The sequence below is a fragment of the Stenotrophomonas sp. NPDC077420 genome, from assembly GCF_044543385.1.
Lineage (GTDB): Bacteria > Pseudomonadota > Gammaproteobacteria > Xanthomonadales > Xanthomonadaceae > Stenotrophomonas.
The window spans coordinates 20,266-38,611 of record NZ_JBITVZ010000024.1; the positions used below are offsets into that span (position 1 = coordinate 20,266).

The following is an 18,346-nucleotide window of genomic DNA, read 5'->3' on the forward strand; positions in this document are numbered from 1 at the left end:
GCGGGTTTTGATGGATACCTGGCAGTTCTGCTTACACGCCGGTCCGTCCCGCACCTGTTGGTTGGGTAATAAGTACGAGGACAAGGAGCGAGGCGATCGCGGCCGCACCGGAACCGGTGGGCGGGAAGGAATCGCGAATGGGCGTGTGGCGCTGCAACATGTGATCGAGAAAACCACAGCGGTTTCAGCGCTGTCAACCGTCGCGGGACAATTTCCAACAGTTTCGCCTGCATCCAGCGCAAAGCCCTGTCCTGCAACGATGGTTGCGGTTGAAAGCGTTACGGTGAACCCGGATTCAAGTATTGAAGCGGGGTTTCCGCGCGGAATCCCGGCGTCCACGCGTGTCGTGCATGACCATTGTCGGATGTGCGTGAGGGGCGCCTGCGGCGACCATCGGCAACGTTGCTTCCCTCATTGGAACCCTCTCCGTGTCCCGACCCCTTGCCCGTGCCGTCCTGGCCACTGCACTGCTGTGCGCGCTGCCCGTGTTCTCTTCCGCTGCCGACCGGGTCACCGGGCGCGGCTTCGCCACCCGTTCGGAGGTGATTGCCCCGCACGCGATGGCGGCGACCTCGCAACCCCTGGCGACCCAGATCGCACTGGACGTGATGAAAGGCGGCGGCTCGGCAGTGGACGCGGCGATTGCGGCCAACGCCGCGCTGGGGCTGATGGAGCCGACCGGCAACGGCGTGGGCGGTGACCTGTTCGCGATCGTATGGGACCCGAAGACGCAGAAGCTGTATGGCTACAACGGCTCCGGGCGCTCGCCGAAGTCGCTCAGCCTGGCCGAATTCCAGCGCCGCGGACTGAAGGAGATTCCGGCTACCGGTCCGCTGCCGGTGTCGGTGCCGGGCGCGGTGGATGGCTGGTTCGCGCTGCATGACCGCTTCGGCCGCAAGCCGATGGCCGACAACCTGGCGCCGGCGATCCGCTACGCGCGCGAGGGCCACCCGGTGGCGGAGGTGATCGCCTACTACTGGGACCGGTCGGTGCCCAAGCTGTCGCAGTACCCAGGCTTCAAGGAGCAGTTCACGATCAACGGGCACGCGCCGCGCAAGGGTGAGCTGTGGAAGAACCCGAACCTGGCCAACACGCTGGAGCAGATCGCGCAGGGCGGCCGCGACGCGTTCTACAAGGGCGACATCGCGCGCACGATCGGAACGTATTTCAAGGCCAATGGCGGTTACCTGAGCTACGACGACATGGCCAGCCACCACGGCGAGTGGGTGGAGCCGGTGAGCAGCAACTACCGGGGGTATGACGTGTGGGAGCTGCCGCCGAACAGCCAGGGTATCGCGGCGCTGCAGATCCTGAACGTGCTGGAGGGGTACGACTTCTCGAAGATCCCGTTCGGCTCGCCGGAGCATGTGCACCTGTTCGTGGAAGCCAAGAAGCTGGCCTTCGCGGACCGTGCGCGCTTCTACACCGATCCGGCGTTCCAGCCGGCGCCGGTGGCCAAGCTGGTGTCGAAGGAATATGCGGCTGAGCGGCGCAAGCTGATTTCAATGGACAAGGCACTGCGCGAGGTGCAGCCGGGCACGCCGAAGCAGCTGGAAGAGGGCGACACGATCTACATGACGGTGGCCGATGCGGACGGGATGATGGTGTCGCTGATCCAGTCCAACTACCGCGGCATGGGCAGCGGCATGGCGCCGCCGGGGCTGGGTTTCATCCTGCAGGATCGCGGCGAGATGTTCGTGCTGCGCAAGGACCACCCCAATGGCTATGCGCCGGGCAAGCGTCCGTTCCAGACCATCATTCCGGGCTTCGTGACCAAGGACGGCAAGCCGTGGATGAGCTTTGGCGTGATGGGCGGTGCGATGCAGCCGCAGGGGCACGCGCAGATCGTGATGAACCTGGTGGATTTCGGCATGAACCTGCAGGAAGCCGGTGATGCGCCGCGCATCCAGCATGAAGGCTCGACCGAACCGACCGGCCAGGCCACGGCGATGAGCGACGGCGGCGAGGTGAACCTGGAAACCGGCTACCCCTACGAGACGGTGCGCGCGCTGATGCGCAAGGGCCACCGCGTTACGTTCGCCGACGGCCCGTACGGCGGCTACCAGGCGATCATGCGCGACCCGGATACCGGTGTGTACTACGGCGCCTCGGAAAGCCGCAAGGACGGCCAGGCGGCAGGGTACTGACCGTCCCCGCCTGTACGCCTGCCATTGAGAACGGAAACGCTGCGCTTGCGGATTACGTATCCGCTCGCGACGCCTCGTCCCGCGTCTCTTCCTGCGCGGCGATTTCGCGCTCGATCCAGGCATCCATCATCTGCCGCGCGCGCTTGGCGCGGCGGTGCTGCAACTGGTACTCCAGGTCCAATACCTGGTACAGCGAGTAGATCACCGCCAGCATCAGCAGCGCGAAGGGCAGGGCGGCGATGGTGATCATGCCCTGCAGCGCGTCCAGCCCGCCGGCCAGCAGCAGTGAGCCTGCGATCAGCGCGATGGCCACGCCCCAGGTGATCTTGCGGGCCAGTGGCGGGTCGCCGGCCTGGTCGGTGGACATGCTGGCCAGCACCAGTACCGCCGAGTCGGCCGAGGTCACGAAGAAGATGATCAGCAGCGCCAGCGCGATCACCGACAGCACCATGGGCAGCGACATGCTGTCGAACAGGGTGAACAGCACGGTTTCATAGCCGTTGCCCAGCGCCTGCACCAGGTCCACATGGCCGAAGATCTGCTGCCACAGCGCCGTGCCGCCAAACACCGAGAACCACAGGAAGCCGAGCACGCTCGGGGCGATCACCACGCCGAGCACGAACTCGCGGATGCTGCGTCCGCGCGACACGCGCGCGATGAACGAGCCCACGAATGGTGCCCACGCGATCCACCACGCCCAGTAGAAGATCGTCCAGTCGGCCACCCAGGTGCTGCCCGAGAACGGCGACATGCGCAGGCTCATCGTCACCAGCTGGTTGAGGTAGGAGCCCACCGTCGTGGTGAAGGTGTCGAAGATGAAACCGGTCGGCCCCAGCACCAGCACCAGCGCCAGCAGCAATGCCGCCAGGCCCAGGTTGAAATTGGACAGCCACTTGATGCCGCGGTGCACGCCACTGGTGGTGGAGGCCATGTACAGCACGAAGGCCACTGCGATGATGGTCAGCTGCAGTCCTGCCGAATCCTGGATGCCGAACACGCGCTCCAGCCCGGCGGCGATCTGGATGGTGCCGAAGCCCAGCGTGGTAGCCACGCCGATGGCCGTGGCCACCACTGCGGCGACATCCACCACCGTGCCGATCCAGCCGCGATGATGGCGGCCGATGAGCGGCTGCAGCAGGTCGCTTATCTGCCCCCGCCCATTGCGGTTGTACTGGAACCACGCCATCGCCAGCCCGATCAGCGCGTAGATCGCCCACGGATGCAGGCCCCAGTGGAAGAACACGTAGCGCATCGAGGCGCGCGCGGCGTCCATGCTCTGCGGGGCCAGGCCTTCCGGTGGTTTGACGAAATGCGAGACCGGCTCGGCCGCACCCCAGAACACCAGGCCGATGCCCATGCCGGCGGCAAACAGCATCGCCATCCAGCTGGCATTGGAAAAGTCCGGCTCGGCGTCCTCGCCGCCGATGCGCAGCGAGCCCAGCCTGCCGAACGCCAGATAGAGCAGGAACGACAGGGTGATGAACACCACCAGCAGGTAGAGCCAGCCGGCGCTGCGGATGATGTGGGCCAGACCACCCTGGACCACGGCGTTGAACGGCTCCGGTGCAATGCCGGCGGCCAGCACCAGCAGCAGTACCAGTGCGATCGATATGCGGAACACCATGTCGGCGTGTCTCCGTACGCAACAGGAGTGTCGCTGGCCGGGAGTCTAGCCAACCCGGCATGACCGCCCCGTTCACGTTCGCGGTGCAGCGTGCCCAACCCCGCGCCAGTGTGCTCTAATCCGCCCCGAAGCGGGGGTACCGCGGCCCTGGGGCCACGGTTGAGACAGTCCCATCGAACCTGATCCGGTTGATACCGGCGTAGGGAAGCTTCGCAACAGCAGCGGCAGCGTGTCCTCCGGTCCTTCCGACCGCGCGGACGCGTGGTTCGCCTGCCGTGCGCCGCCGCTTCGTCCCTGTTCCGCACACCCCGTGCGGGACTGAACCCAGGACGATGCCCCGATGACCGCACACCTTACCGCCCTGCAGCAGCAGGCCCAGCAGCTTTCGACCTCGGTCACCCGGCCGATTCCGGGTTCGCGCAAGATCCACGTGACCGGCTCGCGCAGCGATCTGCAGGTGCCCATGCGCGAGATCGCGCTGACCCGCACCCCGACCCTGTTCGGCGGCGAAGACAACGCGCCGCTGACCGTCTATGACACGTCCGGCCCCTACACCGATCCGGACGCACGCATCGACCTGTCCACCGGCCTGCCGCCGCTGCGCGCCGGCTGGGTGGCCGAACGCGGCGACACCGAAGGGCTGCCTCGCCTGAGCTCGGCGTTCGGGCGCTCGCGCGAAGCCGACGCGCGGCTGGACGCCGTGCGCTTTCCCGCGCGCCTGCAACCGCGCCGCGCCGTGGCCGGCGCCAACGTCACCCAGATGCACTACGCACGGCGCGGCATCATCACCCCGGAAATGGAGTTCGTGGCCATCCGTGAAAACCAGCGGCTGGAGCAGGTGCGCGACAAGGCATTGCTGGCCCAGCACCCGGGGCAGTCGTTCGGGGCCGCCCTTCCGGCCATGATCACCCCGGAGTTCGTGCGCTCGGAAATCGCGCGCGGTCGCGCCGTGCTGCCCAACAACATCAACCACCCGGAAAGCGAGCCGATGATCATCGGGCGCAACTTCCTGACCAAGATCAACGCCAACATCGGCAACAGCGCGGTGTCCTCGGGCATCGCCGAAGAGGTGGAAAAGCTGGTGTGGGCGATCCGCTGGGGCGGCGACACGGTGATGGACCTGTCCACCGGCAAGCACATCCATGAAACCCGCGAGTGGATCCTGCGCAATTCGCCGGTGGCGATCGGCACCGTGCCGATCTACCAGGCGCTGGAAAAGGTCGATGGCCGCGCCGAGGCGCTGAGCTGGGAGATCTTCCGCGACACCCTCATCGAGCAGGCCGAACAGGGCGTGGACTATTTCACCATCCACGCCGGCGTACTGCTGCGCCACGTGCCGCTTACCGCGCGGCGGGTGACCGGCATCGTCTCGCGCGGCGGTTCGATCATGGCCAAGTGGTGCCTGGCCCACCACAGGGAAAACTTCCTCTACACGCACTTCGAGGACATCTGCGAGATCATGAAGGCGTACGACGTGACCTTCTCGCTCGGCGACGGCCTGCGTCCGGGCTGCATCGCCGACGCCAACGACGCGGCCCAGTTCGGCGAACTCGAGGCGCTGGGCGAGTTGACGAAGATCGCCTGGAAGCACGATGTGCAGACCATGATCGAAGGGCCCGGTCACGTGCCGATGCAGCTGATCAAGGAGAACATGGACAAGCAGCTGCACGAGTGCGGGGAAGCGCCGTTCTACACGCTTGGTCCGCTCACCACCGACATCGCGCCCGGCTACGACCACATCACCAGTGCGATCGGCGCGGCGATGATCGGCTGGTACGGCACTGCCATGCTCTGCTACGTCACGCCCAAGGAGCACCTGGGCCTGCCCAACCGCCAGGACGTGCGCGACGGCATCATGGCCTACCGCATCGCGGCCCATGCCGCCGACCTGGCCAAGGGCCACCCGGGCGCCCAGGTGCGCGACAACGCGCTCAGCAAGGCGCGGTTCGAGTTCCGCTGGGAGGACCAGTTCCACCTGGGCCTGGACCCGGAGAAGGCGCGCGAATTCCATGATGAGACCCTGCCAAAGGACGCGCACAAGCTGGCGCATTTCTGTTCGATGTGCGGGCCACACTTCTGTTCGATGAAGATCACCCAGGACGTGCGCGACTACGCCGCAGGGCAGGGGCTGGACGCGCAGGACGCGCTGGCGGCCGGCATGGCCGGGAAGTCCAGCGAGTTCCGTGCCCAGGGCGGACAGCTCTACCGGCAGGAGTAGGCGGCGCCCTCGGCGTCGTCATGCAGCCACGCCGCCGTCGCGGCTAAGCTCCCCGGCAGTGCATTGGGTCGAAGGGATGGACGATGGCGATAGCGCGCACCACCAAATGGCTGGCCATTGCCCGCCGGCATCCGTCGGCGTGGCTGCTGGGCGTGCAGCTGCTGGGCGTGCTGCTGTACCCGGCGATGGACGAGGCCGGCGCCAGCCGCGCGCTGTTCGGGGCGTTCGGCATTGCCGTGCTCGGCCTGGCGCTGTGGGTGGTGCGGCGCAGTCCACTGGGGATGTGGGTGGCGCTGGCGCTGGCCATCCCCTCGGTGGTGTTCTCGCTCAGCGGCGCGTTGCTGGGTCGGCCGGTCCTGGTCATCACCGCCCAGCTGCTGGAATGCCTGCTGTACTTCTACACCGCCGGCAGCCTGATCGCGTACATGCTGCAGGACCACAAGGTGACCCGTGACGAGCTGTTCGCCGCGGGCGCGACCTTTACCCTGCTGGCGTGGGCCTTCGCGTTCGCGTTCGCGGTGTGCCAGCAGTGGTACCCGGGCAGTTTCGTGGCGACCAGCGAATCCGAACTGCGCACCTGGATGGAACTGCTTTATCTGAGCTTCAGTTTGCTGTCCGGCGTTGGGCTGAGCGATGTGGTCCCGATCCATCCGCAGGCGCGCGCGCTGGTCATGCTGGAGCAGTTCGCCGGGGTGATGTATGTAGCGCTGGTGGTGTCGCGACTGGTCGGTTTGACCATGATCCGTAATGCACGAAACTGAATATTGATTAAAAGATTACTGAATCGCACATAAAAAAATCGCGCCCTGAGGCGCGAATGGTGCAGCGGATTGTGTGGATTCGTCGGCGAGAGAGGGCCTGATGTTTTCCGGACGCACAGGCGCCGTTTAACCTGCTTAGGCTAGTATTCGCGCGCTTCAGTGTTTTTGCCCTTTGCGTTGAAGCCATTTGCGGAATCTGGCGGTTCGGTTCGCTGCGTTCCCGTTGTTCAGTTGTCGCACGCAGCACCGGAATGAACGTCATAGAGAGTGAAACACCCGCTGCCGACCGTATCCGGATTGGCGAATGCACCATCACGCTTTCCTCGCGTGAAGTGGTGGTGGACGGCGTACGCCGTCCGCGGCGGCTGACGCCCAAGGCGATGGGCGTGCTCAAGGTGCTGATGCGCGTGCCGGGTGCGGTGGTGACCCGCGACGAGCTGTTTGCCGAGGTGTGGCCGGACACCCTGCCCACCAACGATGTGCTTACCCAGGCCATTACCCAGCTGCGCAAGGCGTTCTCGCGCGACGACGACGCTGGCACGGCCTACATCGAAACCATTGCCAAGACCGGGTATCGGCTGCTGCAGCCGGTGTCGGTGCTGTCCGGGCCCGTGCGCGACACCGACAGTGCGCCGGGCGAGGACGAGCGTGATGCGCTGGCGGCGGTGTTCGCCGCGCCCCCGACTGCCGCCGCCCCACGTCCGCGCAGCCGCTGGCGCCGTCATCGGCGCTACGTGTTCCTGGCGATCGGCCTGCTGCTGACCGTTGCCGTGCTGGTGCTGGCCGCGCTGCTGCTGCAGCGGCCGCCCAGCGCGACCGCAGCCAGCGGTGTGCTCGAAGATGGCAGCCGCGTGGTCGGCAGTCCGCAGCGACCGTACCGGCTGATCACCGCGACGGCGGGCTTCGAGACCTATCCCACGGTGTCGCCCGACGGCTCGCAGGTGGCCTACGAGGCCGACGACGGCGGCGGTCGCGGCAGTGCCATCAAGGTGCAGACCTCGGGCAATGCGCCGGCACGCCTGCTGACGGAAACGCCGGTGGGCTACGCAGACCGCTTTCCGAACTGGTCCCCGAATGGTCGCGACATCGCGTTCGCGCGCTTCGGTCCGCAGGCCAGCTGCGAAGTCCTGATTGCCAGCGCCACCGGCGGCGCGATCCGGCACCTGACCCGCTGCGACGGCACCGAGCTGCTCAGCTTCGACTGGACCCCTGATGGCCGGGGCCTGGTGTTCGGCTCGCTGTCCGGTCGCCACGCGTATCGGGGCATCCGCGTGCTGGACATCGCCAGCGGGGCGTGGACCCCGCTGGCCTACCAGACCGCCGACGACAACTTCGATTACGCGCCGCGTTACTCGCCCGACGGGCGCTGGATCGTGTTCGTGCGCAACCCGCAGATCGGCGACCTCTGGCGCATGCCTGCCGAGGGCGGCGAACCCGAGCAGCTGACCAGCGATTCGGCCGAGATCCGCGGCTGGGCCTGGCGCGGCGACAGCCGCCATATCGTGTTCGGTCGTCGCGTCGACAGCGAAGCGCGCCTGTATGAGCTGGACACCGAGACCCGCACGCTGCGCGATGTCGGGCTGGACGACGCGCAGTCGCCCGCGCTGTCGCGGCACAACAACATGCTGGCGTTCGTGCACCGCAAGGCCCAGTTCGGTCTGTTCCGGGTGCCGGTCAAGGACGGTCGCCCGGGTACGCCGGAGCGGCTGTTCCCCTCCAACGGCCGCGATGGCCAGCCGATGCTGGCGCCCGATGGCCAGCAGCTGGTGTTCACCTCCGATCGCTCCGGCAACTATGGCCTGTGGTGGGCCGACCTGGGCCGGCCCGAGTCCCTGCGCCCGGTGGAAGGGCTGCGCCCGGAAACGCGGCAGCCGGCGGACTGGTCGCCCGACAGCCGCCATCTGCTGGTGTCCGGTCGCGATGCCCAGGCGCGACCGGTGATTTACGAAGTCTCCCCCCGCGACGAACAGATCGTGGCGCTGCCGGTGCCGGTGGCGCAGCCGCTGCAGGCGCTGTATGCCGGCGACAACGAGCATCTGCTGGTGGTCGAGCGCGATCACGACGAGCGCATGCGCCTGTCGCTGTTCGACCGCCGCGCCACGCCGTGGACGCTGTTGGGCCGGGTGGACGGGGTATCGCAGGCGCGGCTGGACCCGGCCAACCAGCGCGTGCTGTTCACCCGGCTGGCGGCCGGTGGCCTGTGGTCGGCCAACCTGCAGCTGGATCCGGCCAGCATCCGGCAGGTCAGCGAAGACCGGCCGTCGCGCTGGCGCTACCGGACCTGGGCGGTGGCCCGCGATGGCAGCCTGGATTACCTGTCCAGCCGTACCGACTGTTCGACCGTGTTCGCACGCATCAACAGTCCGTCCGAGGGAGCCGAGCTGTGCCTGGACCAGGACCGGCTCGCCGCCGGCAACGGCTTCAGCGCGGAACCGGATGGCAGCGCACTGTACCTGGCCCTGGCGGTCGCCGACGGCGCCGACATCGGCGTGATGACCCTGCCGGAACCGCCGCGTCCGGTGTTTTCGATGGTGCCCAACCTGCTGTTCTGGAAGGGAAAGTAGTCGTCGTATCTTTTTCGTAACGGCATCGTGGCGAATTCGGATCAATCTCGTCGAAACGTCCTGACCCCGCTGACCTGATTTGGCAAAACGGGAGCCCTGTTACGGCAAACCCCGGTGTACGTCATGCGTCAGCTTTCCCTCGCCGATCGCGGCCAATCGCTTTCCCTGGACAAGATCGTCGACGACGGTCCGCTGCCGACCTGCCTGGGCGTCGCCCGCCTCGGCAGCCTGCAGACCGCGGGTACCACCTTCACGGTGTGGATGCAGTTGCGCGGGAGCGCCTGGGTGGAATCCAAGGAAGGCCGCTTCCGCCTGCGCCAGCGCGAGTGGATCGCCTTCGAGAAGGAATCCAAGCCGATGATCCAGGCCGGCCGCGATGGTCTGTGCATCGGCCTGAGCCTGACCCCCGACGCACTGCGCGCACTGGGCGAGCTCGCCGACTGCAGCCTCTACGCCGGGCGGGGCAGCATGTCGCGCAGTGAGGTGCGGGTGGCCCTGCGCCTGTGGCGCGATGCGCTCGCCAGCGGCCAGCCGGCGCAGGCCCTGCGCCCGGTCCTGCTGCACCTGGCGGCGATGCAGCGCGGCATGGCCAGTGGCGTGCAGCGCTGCCCCGGTCGTTCGCGCATCCGCAAGCGCCAGGTGTTCGGTCGCATGCAGCGCGCGCGCCTGTTCCTGGAAGGCAACAGCCACCGCGTGGTGCGCATCGGCGAACTGGCCGAACTGACCAACTTCTCCAGCTGGTACCTGTCCAAGACCTTCCAGAGCCTGTACGAGGAAAGCCCGCAGTCGCTGTCCGCGCGCCTGCGGCTGGAACGCGCGGCCGACCTGCTGCGCGACACCGACATGATGATCGGCGAAGTGGCGGCGGCCAGCGGCTTCGACAACTGCTGCAGCTTCGCGCGTGCCTTCCGCGCCCGTTATGGCCAGTCGGCATCGGGGTTTCGCCAGACCGGCGGATCGCTTTCGCCAAAGTCGGCAAACAGTCCGGTGGCATCGCGCAAATAATTAACGGTAACGCAATCGTAACTTTCCGAAGCGGTTTAACACGCTACTAACGTACCTTGGAGAGATTGATGAATTTTCGTACTCCCGCAGTGCGGCTGGGCCTTCTGCCCGCCGGCATTGCGCTGGCGCTCCTGCCGAGCATTGCCTCGGCGCAGGACGCAGCCACCGGCACTACCGACCTGGATCGCATCTCGGTCACCGGTTCGCGCATCCGCCAAGCCAGCATGGAGACCGCGCAGCCGGTGATCGCGCTGCAGCGTGCCGACATCGAGAAGCAGGGCTTCACCAGCGTTGCCGACATCGTGCAGAACCTCTCGGCCACCGGCTCCCCGGCCATCAGCCGTGCCGACGCACTGTCGTCGGGTGAAGAAGTAGGTGGGCAGTACGTCGACCTGCGCAACCTGGGTCCGGAACGCACCCTGGTGCTGCTGGATGGCAAGCGCATGGGCGTCAGCTCCGGCGGCTACACCGACCTGGCCTCGATCCCGACCTCCGTCGTGGAGCGCATCGAAGTGCTGACCGATGGCGCTTCGGCCATTTACGGTTCCGATGCCATTGCCGGTGTGGTGAACATCATCACCCGCAAGAACTTCGACGGTCTGGAAGCCAGCTACTACAAGGGCCAGTACGGCGAGGGCGATGGCGACAAGACCACCTACAACTTCGTCTACGGCCAGACCGGTGAGCGCGGTTCGCTGACCTTCGGCGCCGAGTACAGCGAAGAAGAGCCGGTCCTTGCCAAGGATCGTCGCTTCAGCGCATATGCCAACGGCTACCGTCACCCGACCCCGACCGATGACAACGCCAACGGCTGGAGCGCGATCACCGAAAACGGCGTGCTGGTGACCCCGGGCGGCAACTACACCCTGAACCCGGGTGGCGATCCGACCAACTTCGCCGACTACCACGCGCTGACCAACGCCGACCTGTCCAACCCGTCGCAGCAGATGTATCTGTCGACCGGCATCAAGCGTCGTTCGGTCTTCAGCAATGGCCAGTTCGACTTCACCGACAACATCCGCGGTACCGCCAGCGTTCTGTACACCGAGCGTGAAGCGCTGCAGCAGATCGCAGGCTACCCGTACCGTTCGGTTGCCTACGACACCCCGCTGTCGGCCGACAGCGTGTTCAACCCGCTGGGCACCGACGCCAGCTTCATGCGTCGTACCTGGGAAGTGCCGCGTCAGACCAAGTCCGAGCTGAACACCTTCCGCTTCAGCGGCGGTCTGGAAGGCTCGTTCGAGTTCGCTGATCGCTACTTCGACTGGGATGTGGGCTACGTCTACAACCGCAACAAGGGCGTCAAGACCGGCACTGGCAACCTGTTCATTCCGAACGTGCAGAATGCGGTTGGCCCGTCGTACATCGACGCCAACGGCGTGGCCCAGTGTGGCACCGCCGCCAGCCCGATCGCCGGCTGCACTCCCTGGAACCCGCTGCTGCCGTACGGTGCCCAGGGCCAGGGTTCGCTGGCCAACGAGGCGCTGCAGAACTATCTGTTCCTGCCGAGCCACGACACCTCGGTCACCACCAGCAAGGTGTACAGCGCCAACCTCTCCGGCTCGATCGTGACCCTGCCGGCGGGCGACCTGTCGTTCGCAACCGGCTACGAGCACCGCGAAGAAGAAGCCAACTACAGTCCCGATGCCCTGCTGCAGTCCGGCCTGAGCACCGATCTGGCCGGTGCGCCGACCGCAGGTGGTTACAAGCTCGACGAGTACTACCTCGAGCTGAACGTGCCGATCCTGGCCGACCTGCCGTTCGCCAAGGAACTGTCGGTTGACATGGCCGGCCGTTACTCGGACTACAACACCTTCGGCGACACGATCAACAGCAAGTTCGGCCTGAAGTGGAAGCCGATCGACGACCTGCTGGTCCGCGGCACCTATGCAACCGGTTTCCGCGCGCCGACCGTGGCCGACCTGTACGGCGGCACCTCGCAGACCTTCGACAAGTACACCGACCCGTGCGACACCAGCTTCGGTGCCGCGGTGCGCAACGGCGACGTTGCCAGCCGCTGCGCTGCGGCGGTACCGGCGAACTTCCGTCAGGAAGCGTCGGGCGGCATTGATGCCACCGGCCCGGGGTCGCAGTCGAACTATGCCTACCTGTCCGGCTCCAACGATGCACTGAGCCCGGAAACCTCCAAGACCTGGACCCTCGGCCTGGTGTACAGCCCGAACTTCGTCCAGGGCCTGGATATCAGCCTGGATTGGTGGAAGATCCGGATCAACAACGTCATTGCGGCGGAATCGGTTACCTCGATCCTCAACCAGTGCTACGTGTTGAACAACGCCAATGCCTGCGACCGCGTCGTGCGTGATGCCGATTCGGGCCAGGTGGTCGACGTGACCCGTACGCTGATCAACGGCGGCTTCCAGGAAACCGCGGGCTACGACCTGGGCGTCAAGTACCGTCTGCCGGAACTGGCGTTCGGCAACATTGTCATCGACTGGAAGACCACCTATGTGGACTACCTCGAGTACAAGCGCGACAACGAAGAGCAGACCGCTGTCGAGCAGCACACCGGCTGGGGCACGGGCGACTGGGGTGCGAACTTCCGCGTCCGCTCGAACCTGAACGTCGATTGGAGCTACGGTAACTTCGGCGTCAACTGGGGTGTGCGTTACTACTCCGGTCTGAAGGAAGAGTGCGCCTACGACCGCGAAGGCGGCCCGGAGTGCAACAACCCGACCTTCCAGTCGGCGTACACGCTGGCCATCCCGGTGCGCAACACCGGTTCGAACACGTTCCACGACCTGCAGGTGCGTTACAACGCACCGTGGGACGCCACCATCTCGGCGGGCGCGAACAACGTGTTCAACCACGAAGGCCCGGTGATGTACAGCCAGCCGAACTCGAGCTTCTCGTACTACGGCGGCTTCGACATCGGTCGCTTCTACTACCTGAAGTACACCCAGCGCTTCTGAGCCATCGAAGTGTTGTAGCTGCATGAAGAGGGCGGGCCGCAAGGTCCGCCCTCTTTCTTTGCCCGCAGGGCAAAAAAAAAGCCGACCTGCAAGGTCGGCTTTCCGGTAGCGCCGGTATGGCCCGCCTACGCGTCGGCGGTCGCCAACCCCATCAACCCGTTGGCATGGTCACGCCACTGCGGCAGCTTGCCCAGCACACCGGCACGCTGCAGGTACTCCTCATCCACCGGCTCTCCATTGACCAGCGCCAGGGCCACGTGCACCGCACCGGTCACCCAGAAGCTGCGCGTGTTCGAACGCTGCGGCTGCAGGTGGAACGCCACCGCCTCGATGATCGGCATCGGCAGGCCCCACAATCCCAGCAGGTAGGCGCCGGCCTCACTGTGGCCCGGACGCGGGTCGGCATCGCTGGCCGGCTCGCTGCGTTCGTTGCGCACGCCGGGCAGCAACAGGCCGATGTCGGCCAGCAGCGCGGCGGTCGCGCCCAGTTCGGCACTCGATTCCGGCAGCAGTTTGGCGGCGAGGCGCGAGGCCAGCAGCGCGCGCTGCTGCAGCGCGTTGCGCTCGGCACCGGACAGTGCCGACGCCGAGAACACTTCGCTGGCCAGCACCAGGTCGCGCAGCGTGGCCAGGCCCAGCCGGGTCACCGCGCTGCGCAGGTCGGAGATGGTCCGCCCACTGTTGAAGAAGGCCGAATTGGACAACTGCAGCACCTTGGCCGCGATCGCCGGGTCGGCCGACACCAGCTTGGCCACATCGGCGGTGTCGGTGTCGTCGTCGTGCTCCAGCGCCTGGGTCAGGCTCAGGTACAGGTGCGGCGGCGACGGCAGCTTCTCGATCCGGCCGATGGCACTGCGCAGGCGCTCGCTGTCGAGCAGCTCGCGCAGCTCTTCCAGGCTGGTCAGCGCTTCCAGCAGCACTTCCGGTGCCAGCGGCAACGGCAGGAACCGGTGTGCCACGCCGATCAGGCGCGCCGGCGGCGGCCGGTTGCCCTGCGGCGCCTCGACCAGCGCGATGCGGATCGTCTCCGGACGCAGCGTCCGGATCTGGCCCAGCAGCGTGGTTGCGGTGAGATCGGGCAGGGTGGGGCAGGCAATGACCGCATCGATGGGCGAAGACGCCACGATGCTCATCGCGGTCTGGCCATCGGCGGCGGTCAACGGCTGCCACTCTTCCCCAAGATCGGCAATGAAATCCAACAGCTCAGCCGACAGGCTGGCTTCGTCCCCAACTAACAGAATACGCACGACACAATCCCCTGGGTGACCACGGTGAGACCCACCGTGGACGGTGTAGAAGTCGCAATGTACCCAATTCGGCCCAAACAGTGATGGGCCTCATTGTAAAAACGTGATGCCCATCGCTCCGGCACGCGGCCGGAGCGGGGTCATTCAGTCTCAGCCGCCGTTGGACAGATAGCGCTGGTGGGCGTCCACCAGGATCTGCTTGGCTTCAGCGGCGCCGCCCCAGCCGTCCAGCTTCACCCACTTGCCCTTCTCCAGATCCTTGTAATGCTCGAAGAAGTGACCGATGCGCTCCAGCCAGTGGCTGGACACCTGCTCGATGTCTTCCACATGGGCATAGCCGCTGAACACCTTGGCCACCGGCACGGCCAGGATCTTCTCGTCGCTGCCGGCTTCGTCGCTCATCTTCAGCACACCGACCGGACGGCAGCGGACCACCGAACCGGGGATCAGCGGCAGCGGCAGCACCACCAGCACGTCGGCCGGGTCGCCGTCGCCGCACAGGGTGCTCGGCACGTAGCCGTAGTTGCAGGGGTAGCGCATCGGGGTGGACAGGATGCGGTCGACGAAGATCGCGCCGGTTTCCTTGTCCACTTCGTACTTGACCGGTTCCGAGTCCTTCGGGATCTCGATGATGACGTTGATTTCTTCCGGCGGGTTCTTGCCGGGCGAGACGAGTTCCAGACCCATGGTGTGCTCCGAGAGGGGGGATGGCGCGATAAGACCTCTCATTTTATGCCTTTGCCGGCCGCCGTGCAGCGGGGGCGGCCGACCCGGTGCCGCGGCATTGACCCACCACCGGATCAGCGCCCGCCTGATCGGCCCCGCGGCCGGACACGGGCAAGGTGGGGTACCTGCCACGGAGTCCCGCCATGACCGATCACGCGTCCCGTTTTCGCCGTTTCCCGTCCCTGGCGGCTGCCGTGCTGGCACTGCCGCTCCTCCTGCCCGGGCCGGCAGCCGCCACTCCGCCGCGCTACATCGACCTGGCCGAGCGCCGCGCGCCCGGCGAGCCCGCCGATGACACCGTCTACCAGGAGCTCAACCGCCTGCTCGTGGACGAATTCACCGATGCCCGCCCGGACGCCTTCTGTGCCGGTCCGGTGGACAACTATCGTCCGCTGCGGCTGGACTGCGTGGTCGATACCCGGAACGACCGGATCCACGCCTGCCGGTTTGCGGTGGTCGCCAGCCAGACGCGCGTGCACCCGGGCAACGGGGCGATCCGTACCGAGCTCAGCCAGTGGTATTGCCCGCTGCCGCTGCCGTCGGATGTGCCGGCCGCCACCTTTCTTGCGCACATGACCACCCTGCAGCCGGACAGCTCCGGCTACCTGTTCAACCGCCTGCCCGGCTCGGCGCTGTCGGTATTCGACGTACTGCGCCGCTGCCTGTCCTGATGCCTCGCAAAGGAGAACTGCCATGATGCCCACCCCGTCCTCCTCCTGCGCTGTCGCGCTGGCCGCCGCGCTCGCATGTCTGTGGCCCGGACCACCCGCCCGTGCCGCAGCGGCCGCGCCGCCCCTGCATGTCGACCTGGTCGATTACCCCACGCCGCAGGCGCACTGGAGTGCCTTCCGCGAGCTGCGCCACCGTCTCGAAGCGGGTTTCGACGATGTCTGTCCCGATACCTTCTGCGAAGGCGAGTACAGCGACTACCGGCCGATGAAGCTGCGCTGCTCGGTGGAGCAGGCCACGGGCACGGTCAACCAGTGCGCGTGGGCTTTTGCCGCCAGTGAGCTGCAGGTCGACCTGGAAACCGGCGCGCTGATTCCCCGCCAGCCCACCTGGCTGTGCCGGTTTCCGCTCGCCCCGGGGACCCCGGTGGCGGCACTGCTGGCCGCCCTGGACGGGCCGCAACCGCTGTTCCAGCCCCTGCCGGGCACCGGGCAGACGGTGTTCGACGCACTGGGTGACTGCCTGCGCTAGCCTGCGCGCATGGATTCCCTGCTTGCTGCCGCCGCCCGCGCTCTCGCCGCAGGCGATGTTCTCACCGCGTTGGGCCACGTGGCCCTGCGCGGTGACCCGCCGGCACTGGCCCTGCGTGGCGTGGCCATGGCCCAGCTGGGCGAGCTGGAGCGGGCGCGCGAGCTGCTGCGCCAGGCGCAGCGCGGCTTCGGGCAGAACGAGGTGCTGGCGCGCGCGCGCTGCGTGGTCGCCGACGCTGAAGTCGCACTGGCGCTGCGCGACCTGGCCGGGCCCACCGCGCCGCTGCTGCGTGCAGCGCAGACGCTGGACCGGCGTGGCGACCCGCACAACGCCCGGCAGGCCTGGCTGATCCTGGCCCGGCGCGGGTTGCTGCTCGGGCGTCGGCAGGAGGCTGCCGAGGCACTGGAGCGTCTGCGCGGGGGCGCGCTGACACCGGCGCTGGCTGCGATGGCCGCCCTGACCGATGCCGCGTTGGCCGCCTGTGCACTGCAGGTGCAGCAGGCGCAGGCGGCACTGGATGCAGCCCATGACGCTGCCCGGGCGTCGGGAATCGCAGCGCTGCAGGCCGAAGTGGAGCAGGCCCGCGGGCAACTGCTGCAGCCCGCTGCACGCAGGCTGCAGGGCCCCCACGACGCAGCGCTGGATCTGGCCGCCGTGCAGCGCCTGCTGGCCAGCCCGACGTGCGTCATCGACGGGTGCCGGCGCGGTGTGTGGTCGGCGGGACATTGGCATTCGCTGGCGCGACGCCCGTTGCTGTTCACCCTGCTGCGCGCGCTGGGCCGCGCCTGGCCGGGTGACGTCGACCGCGACCCGCTGATTGCCGAGGTGTTTCGAACCGCTGCGGGCGACCACACCCATCGCGCACGACTGCGGGTGGATATCGGGCGCCTGCGCACGGCGTTGCAGGGGATGCTGCAGATCGACGCAACCGACAGCGGTTACCGGCTGCGCGCACCGCCCAAGGTCGATGTGGCAGTGCTGGACCCGCCGCTGGCGGGCGAACCGGCGGCACTGGAAGCGCTGCTCGGCGACGGCGCGGCCTGGTCCACCTCGGCGCTGGCACTGGCGGTGGGCGCCAGCCAGCGCACCGTGCAGCGCGAACTGGTGGCGCTGGAAGCGGCGCAGCGGGTGCGCTGCCACGGGCGCGGACGGTCGCAGCGCTGGCTCGGCGCACCGCTGGCTGGATTCACGACAATCTTGTTACTCCCTGCTTCGCTGCCAGGCGACTAGTGTCGTTGCCAGGCACGCCTCCCGCTGTGCCAGGAGATCCCGCGATGAAAACCCATCCTGCTGAAGTCACCCGTGAGTACGGCCCGTTTGCCGGCGCCGACACCGTGCATGGGGTCAGCTTCGACGGCCACCATATCTGGGCTGCGGTCGGCGCCGAGCTGCTGGCGATCGACCCGGACAGCGGCCAGGCCGTGCGCGCGCTGGCGGTGCCGTGCGATGCCGGTACCGCCTTCGATGGCACCCACCTGTATCAGATCGCCGAAGCACGCATCGATCGGATCGATCCGCAGACCGGCCAGGTGCTGGGCTCGATTCCCGCGCCCGGTGGCGGCACCGACTCCGGCATGGCCTGGGCCGAGGGCAGCCTGTGGGTGGGCCAGTATCGGGAGCGCCGCATCCACCAGATCGATCCTGCCGACGGGCGGGTGCTGCGCACGATCGAGTCGGACCGTTTCGTCACCGGCGTGACCTGGGTGGAGGGCCAGCTCTGGCACGGCACCGACGACGGCGAACGGAGCGACATCCGCCGCGTGGACCCGCACAGCGGGCAGGTGCTGGAGCGGCTGCAGATGCCCGAGGGCATGCATGTCAGCGGTCTGGAAGCCGATGGTGCCGGGCTGTTCTACGCCGGCGGCGGGCGCAGCGGCAAGCTGCGTGCGGTGCGCCGACCGGGTGCCTGACGCCGGTCCAGGGC

13 protein-coding genes and 1 riboswitch are annotated in these 18,346 nt (G+C 67.2%); of the genes, 10 read left to right on the plus strand and 3 right to left on the minus strand.

All coding sequences use genetic code 11. The features are described 5' to 3' along the window. Nucleotides 1-428 precede the first annotated feature (428 nt). A complete protein-coding gene (ggt, locus tag ACIGII_RS18070; protein WP_399640827.1) occupies nucleotides 429-2,147 on the plus strand; it encodes a gamma-glutamyltransferase in 1,719 nt (572 codons plus the stop codon). Between the two features lie 52 nt (nucleotides 2,148-2,199). On the opposite strand, the gene ACIGII_RS18075 is transcribed toward ggt, so the two are convergent. Beyond that, on the minus strand, nucleotides 2,200-3,771 hold the full coding sequence (locus ACIGII_RS18075; RefSeq protein ID WP_399640829.1) for a BCCT family transporter: 1,572 nt from the start codon (nucleotides 3,769-3,771) through the stop codon (nucleotides 2,200-2,202). Between the two features lie 122 nt (nucleotides 3,772-3,893). Further along, a riboswitch (TPP riboswitch) is annotated at nucleotides 3,894-3,995 on the plus strand. 116 nt (nucleotides 3,996-4,111) lie between these two features. On the opposite strand from ACIGII_RS18075, the gene thiC reads away from it, so the two are divergent. The 5 genes from thiC (at nucleotide 4,112) to ACIGII_RS18100 (ending at nucleotide 13,249) form a co-directional block, all read left to right on the plus strand. Beyond that, nucleotides 4,112-5,989: a phosphomethylpyrimidine synthase ThiC gene (gene thiC, locus ACIGII_RS18080; protein ID WP_399640831.1), complete on the plus strand. Its 1,878-nt coding sequence runs from the start codon at nucleotides 4,112-4,114 to the stop codon at nucleotides 5,987-5,989. An 83-nt stretch (nucleotides 5,990-6,072) separates the two neighbouring features. Next, nucleotides 6,073-6,750, plus strand: a complete 678-nt coding sequence (locus tag ACIGII_RS18085) for an ion channel (RefSeq protein ID WP_399640833.1) — start codon at nucleotides 6,073-6,075, stop codon at nucleotides 6,748-6,750. A gap of 251 nt (nucleotides 6,751-7,001) precedes the next feature. Next, nucleotides 7,002-9,314 (plus strand): winged helix-turn-helix domain-containing protein, encoded by a 2,313-nt coding sequence (locus ACIGII_RS18090; RefSeq protein WP_399640836.1) that lies wholly within the window; start codon nucleotides 7,002-7,004, stop codon nucleotides 9,312-9,314. Between the two features lie 123 nt (nucleotides 9,315-9,437). Then, nucleotides 9,438-10,319 (plus strand): helix-turn-helix transcriptional regulator, encoded by an 882-nt coding sequence (locus ACIGII_RS18095; protein ID WP_399640839.1) that lies wholly within the window; start codon nucleotides 9,438-9,440, stop codon nucleotides 10,317-10,319. Nucleotides 10,320-10,387: 68 nt separating this feature from the next. Continuing rightward, entirely contained in the window at nucleotides 10,388-13,249 is a 2,862-nt protein-coding gene (locus tag ACIGII_RS18100; protein WP_399640841.1) for a TonB-dependent receptor domain-containing protein, read from the plus strand. A 125-nt stretch (nucleotides 13,250-13,374) separates the two neighbouring features. Here ACIGII_RS18100 and ACIGII_RS18105 read toward each other — a convergent pair whose 3' ends face one another. Continuing rightward, on the minus strand, nucleotides 13,375-14,496 hold the full coding sequence (locus ACIGII_RS18105; protein ID WP_399640844.1) for an HDOD domain-containing protein: 1,122 nt from the start codon (nucleotides 14,494-14,496) through the stop codon (nucleotides 13,375-13,377). Nucleotides 14,497-14,646: 150 nt separating this feature from the next. After that, a complete protein-coding gene (gene ppa / locus ACIGII_RS18110) occupies nucleotides 14,647-15,183 on the minus strand; it encodes an inorganic diphosphatase (RefSeq protein ID WP_399640846.1) in 537 nt (178 codons plus the stop codon). A 182-nt stretch (nucleotides 15,184-15,365) separates the two neighbouring features. On the opposite strand from ppa, the gene ACIGII_RS18115 reads away from it, so the two are divergent. The 4 genes from ACIGII_RS18115 to ACIGII_RS18130 are packed head-to-tail and all read left to right on the plus strand — an operon-like array spanning nucleotide 15,366 to nucleotide 18,332. After that, nucleotides 15,366-15,893 carry a hypothetical protein gene (locus tag ACIGII_RS18115; RefSeq protein WP_399640848.1) on the plus strand — a complete coding sequence of 176 codons (528 nt, stop codon included), beginning with the start codon at nucleotides 15,366-15,368 and terminating at the stop codon, nucleotides 15,891-15,893. Nucleotides 15,894-15,915: 22 nt separating this feature from the next. Then, a complete protein-coding gene (locus ACIGII_RS18120) occupies nucleotides 15,916-16,422 on the plus strand; it encodes a hypothetical protein (RefSeq protein ID WP_399640850.1) in 507 nt (168 codons plus the stop codon). A 9-nt stretch (nucleotides 16,423-16,431) separates the two neighbouring features. Continuing rightward, nucleotides 16,432-17,652: a helix-turn-helix domain-containing protein gene (locus ACIGII_RS18125; RefSeq protein ID WP_399640852.1), complete on the plus strand. Its 1,221-nt coding sequence runs from the start codon at nucleotides 16,432-16,434 to the stop codon at nucleotides 17,650-17,652. 44 nt (nucleotides 17,653-17,696) lie between these two features. Next, nucleotides 17,697-18,332, plus strand: coding sequence for a DUF5074 domain-containing protein (locus ACIGII_RS18130; RefSeq protein WP_399640854.1), 636 nt, complete (start codon nucleotides 17,697-17,699; stop codon nucleotides 18,330-18,332). Nucleotides 18,333-18,346: the final 14 nt, after the last annotated feature.

Bases quoted from the DNA above. Each gene is read 5' to 3' on its own strand.
- ACIGII_RS18075 (WP_399640829.1), bottom strand. From the start codon at position 3,771: ATGGTGTTCCGCATATCGATCGCACTGGTACTGCTGCTGGTGCTGGCC.
- thiC (WP_399640831.1), top strand. From the start codon at position 4,112: ATGACCGCACACCTTACCGCCCTGCAGCAGCAGGCCCAGCAGCTTTCG.
- ACIGII_RS18085 (WP_399640833.1), top strand. From the start codon at position 6,073: ATGGCGATAGCGCGCACCACCAAATGGCTGGCCATTGCCCGCCGGCAT.
- ACIGII_RS18090 (WP_399640836.1), top strand. From the start codon at position 7,002: ATGAACGTCATAGAGAGTGAAACACCCGCTGCCGACCGTATCCGGATT.
- ACIGII_RS18095 (WP_399640839.1), top strand. From the start codon at position 9,438: ATGCGTCAGCTTTCCCTCGCCGATCGCGGCCAATCGCTTTCCCTGGAC.
- ACIGII_RS18100 (WP_399640841.1), top strand. From the start codon at position 10,388: ATGAATTTTCGTACTCCCGCAGTGCGGCTGGGCCTTCTGCCCGCCGGC.
- ppa (WP_399640846.1), bottom strand. From the start codon at position 15,183: ATGGGTCTGGAACTCGTCTCGCCCGGCAAGAACCCGCCGGAAGAAATC.
- ACIGII_RS18115 (WP_399640848.1), top strand. From the start codon at position 15,366: ATGACCGATCACGCGTCCCGTTTTCGCCGTTTCCCGTCCCTGGCGGCT.
- ACIGII_RS18120 (WP_399640850.1), top strand. From the start codon at position 15,916: ATGATGCCCACCCCGTCCTCCTCCTGCGCTGTCGCGCTGGCCGCCGCG.
- ACIGII_RS18125 (WP_399640852.1), top strand. From the start codon at position 16,432: ATGGATTCCCTGCTTGCTGCCGCCGCCCGCGCTCTCGCCGCAGGCGAT.
- ACIGII_RS18130 (WP_399640854.1), top strand. From the start codon at position 17,697: ATGAAAACCCATCCTGCTGAAGTCACCCGTGAGTACGGCCCGTTTGCC.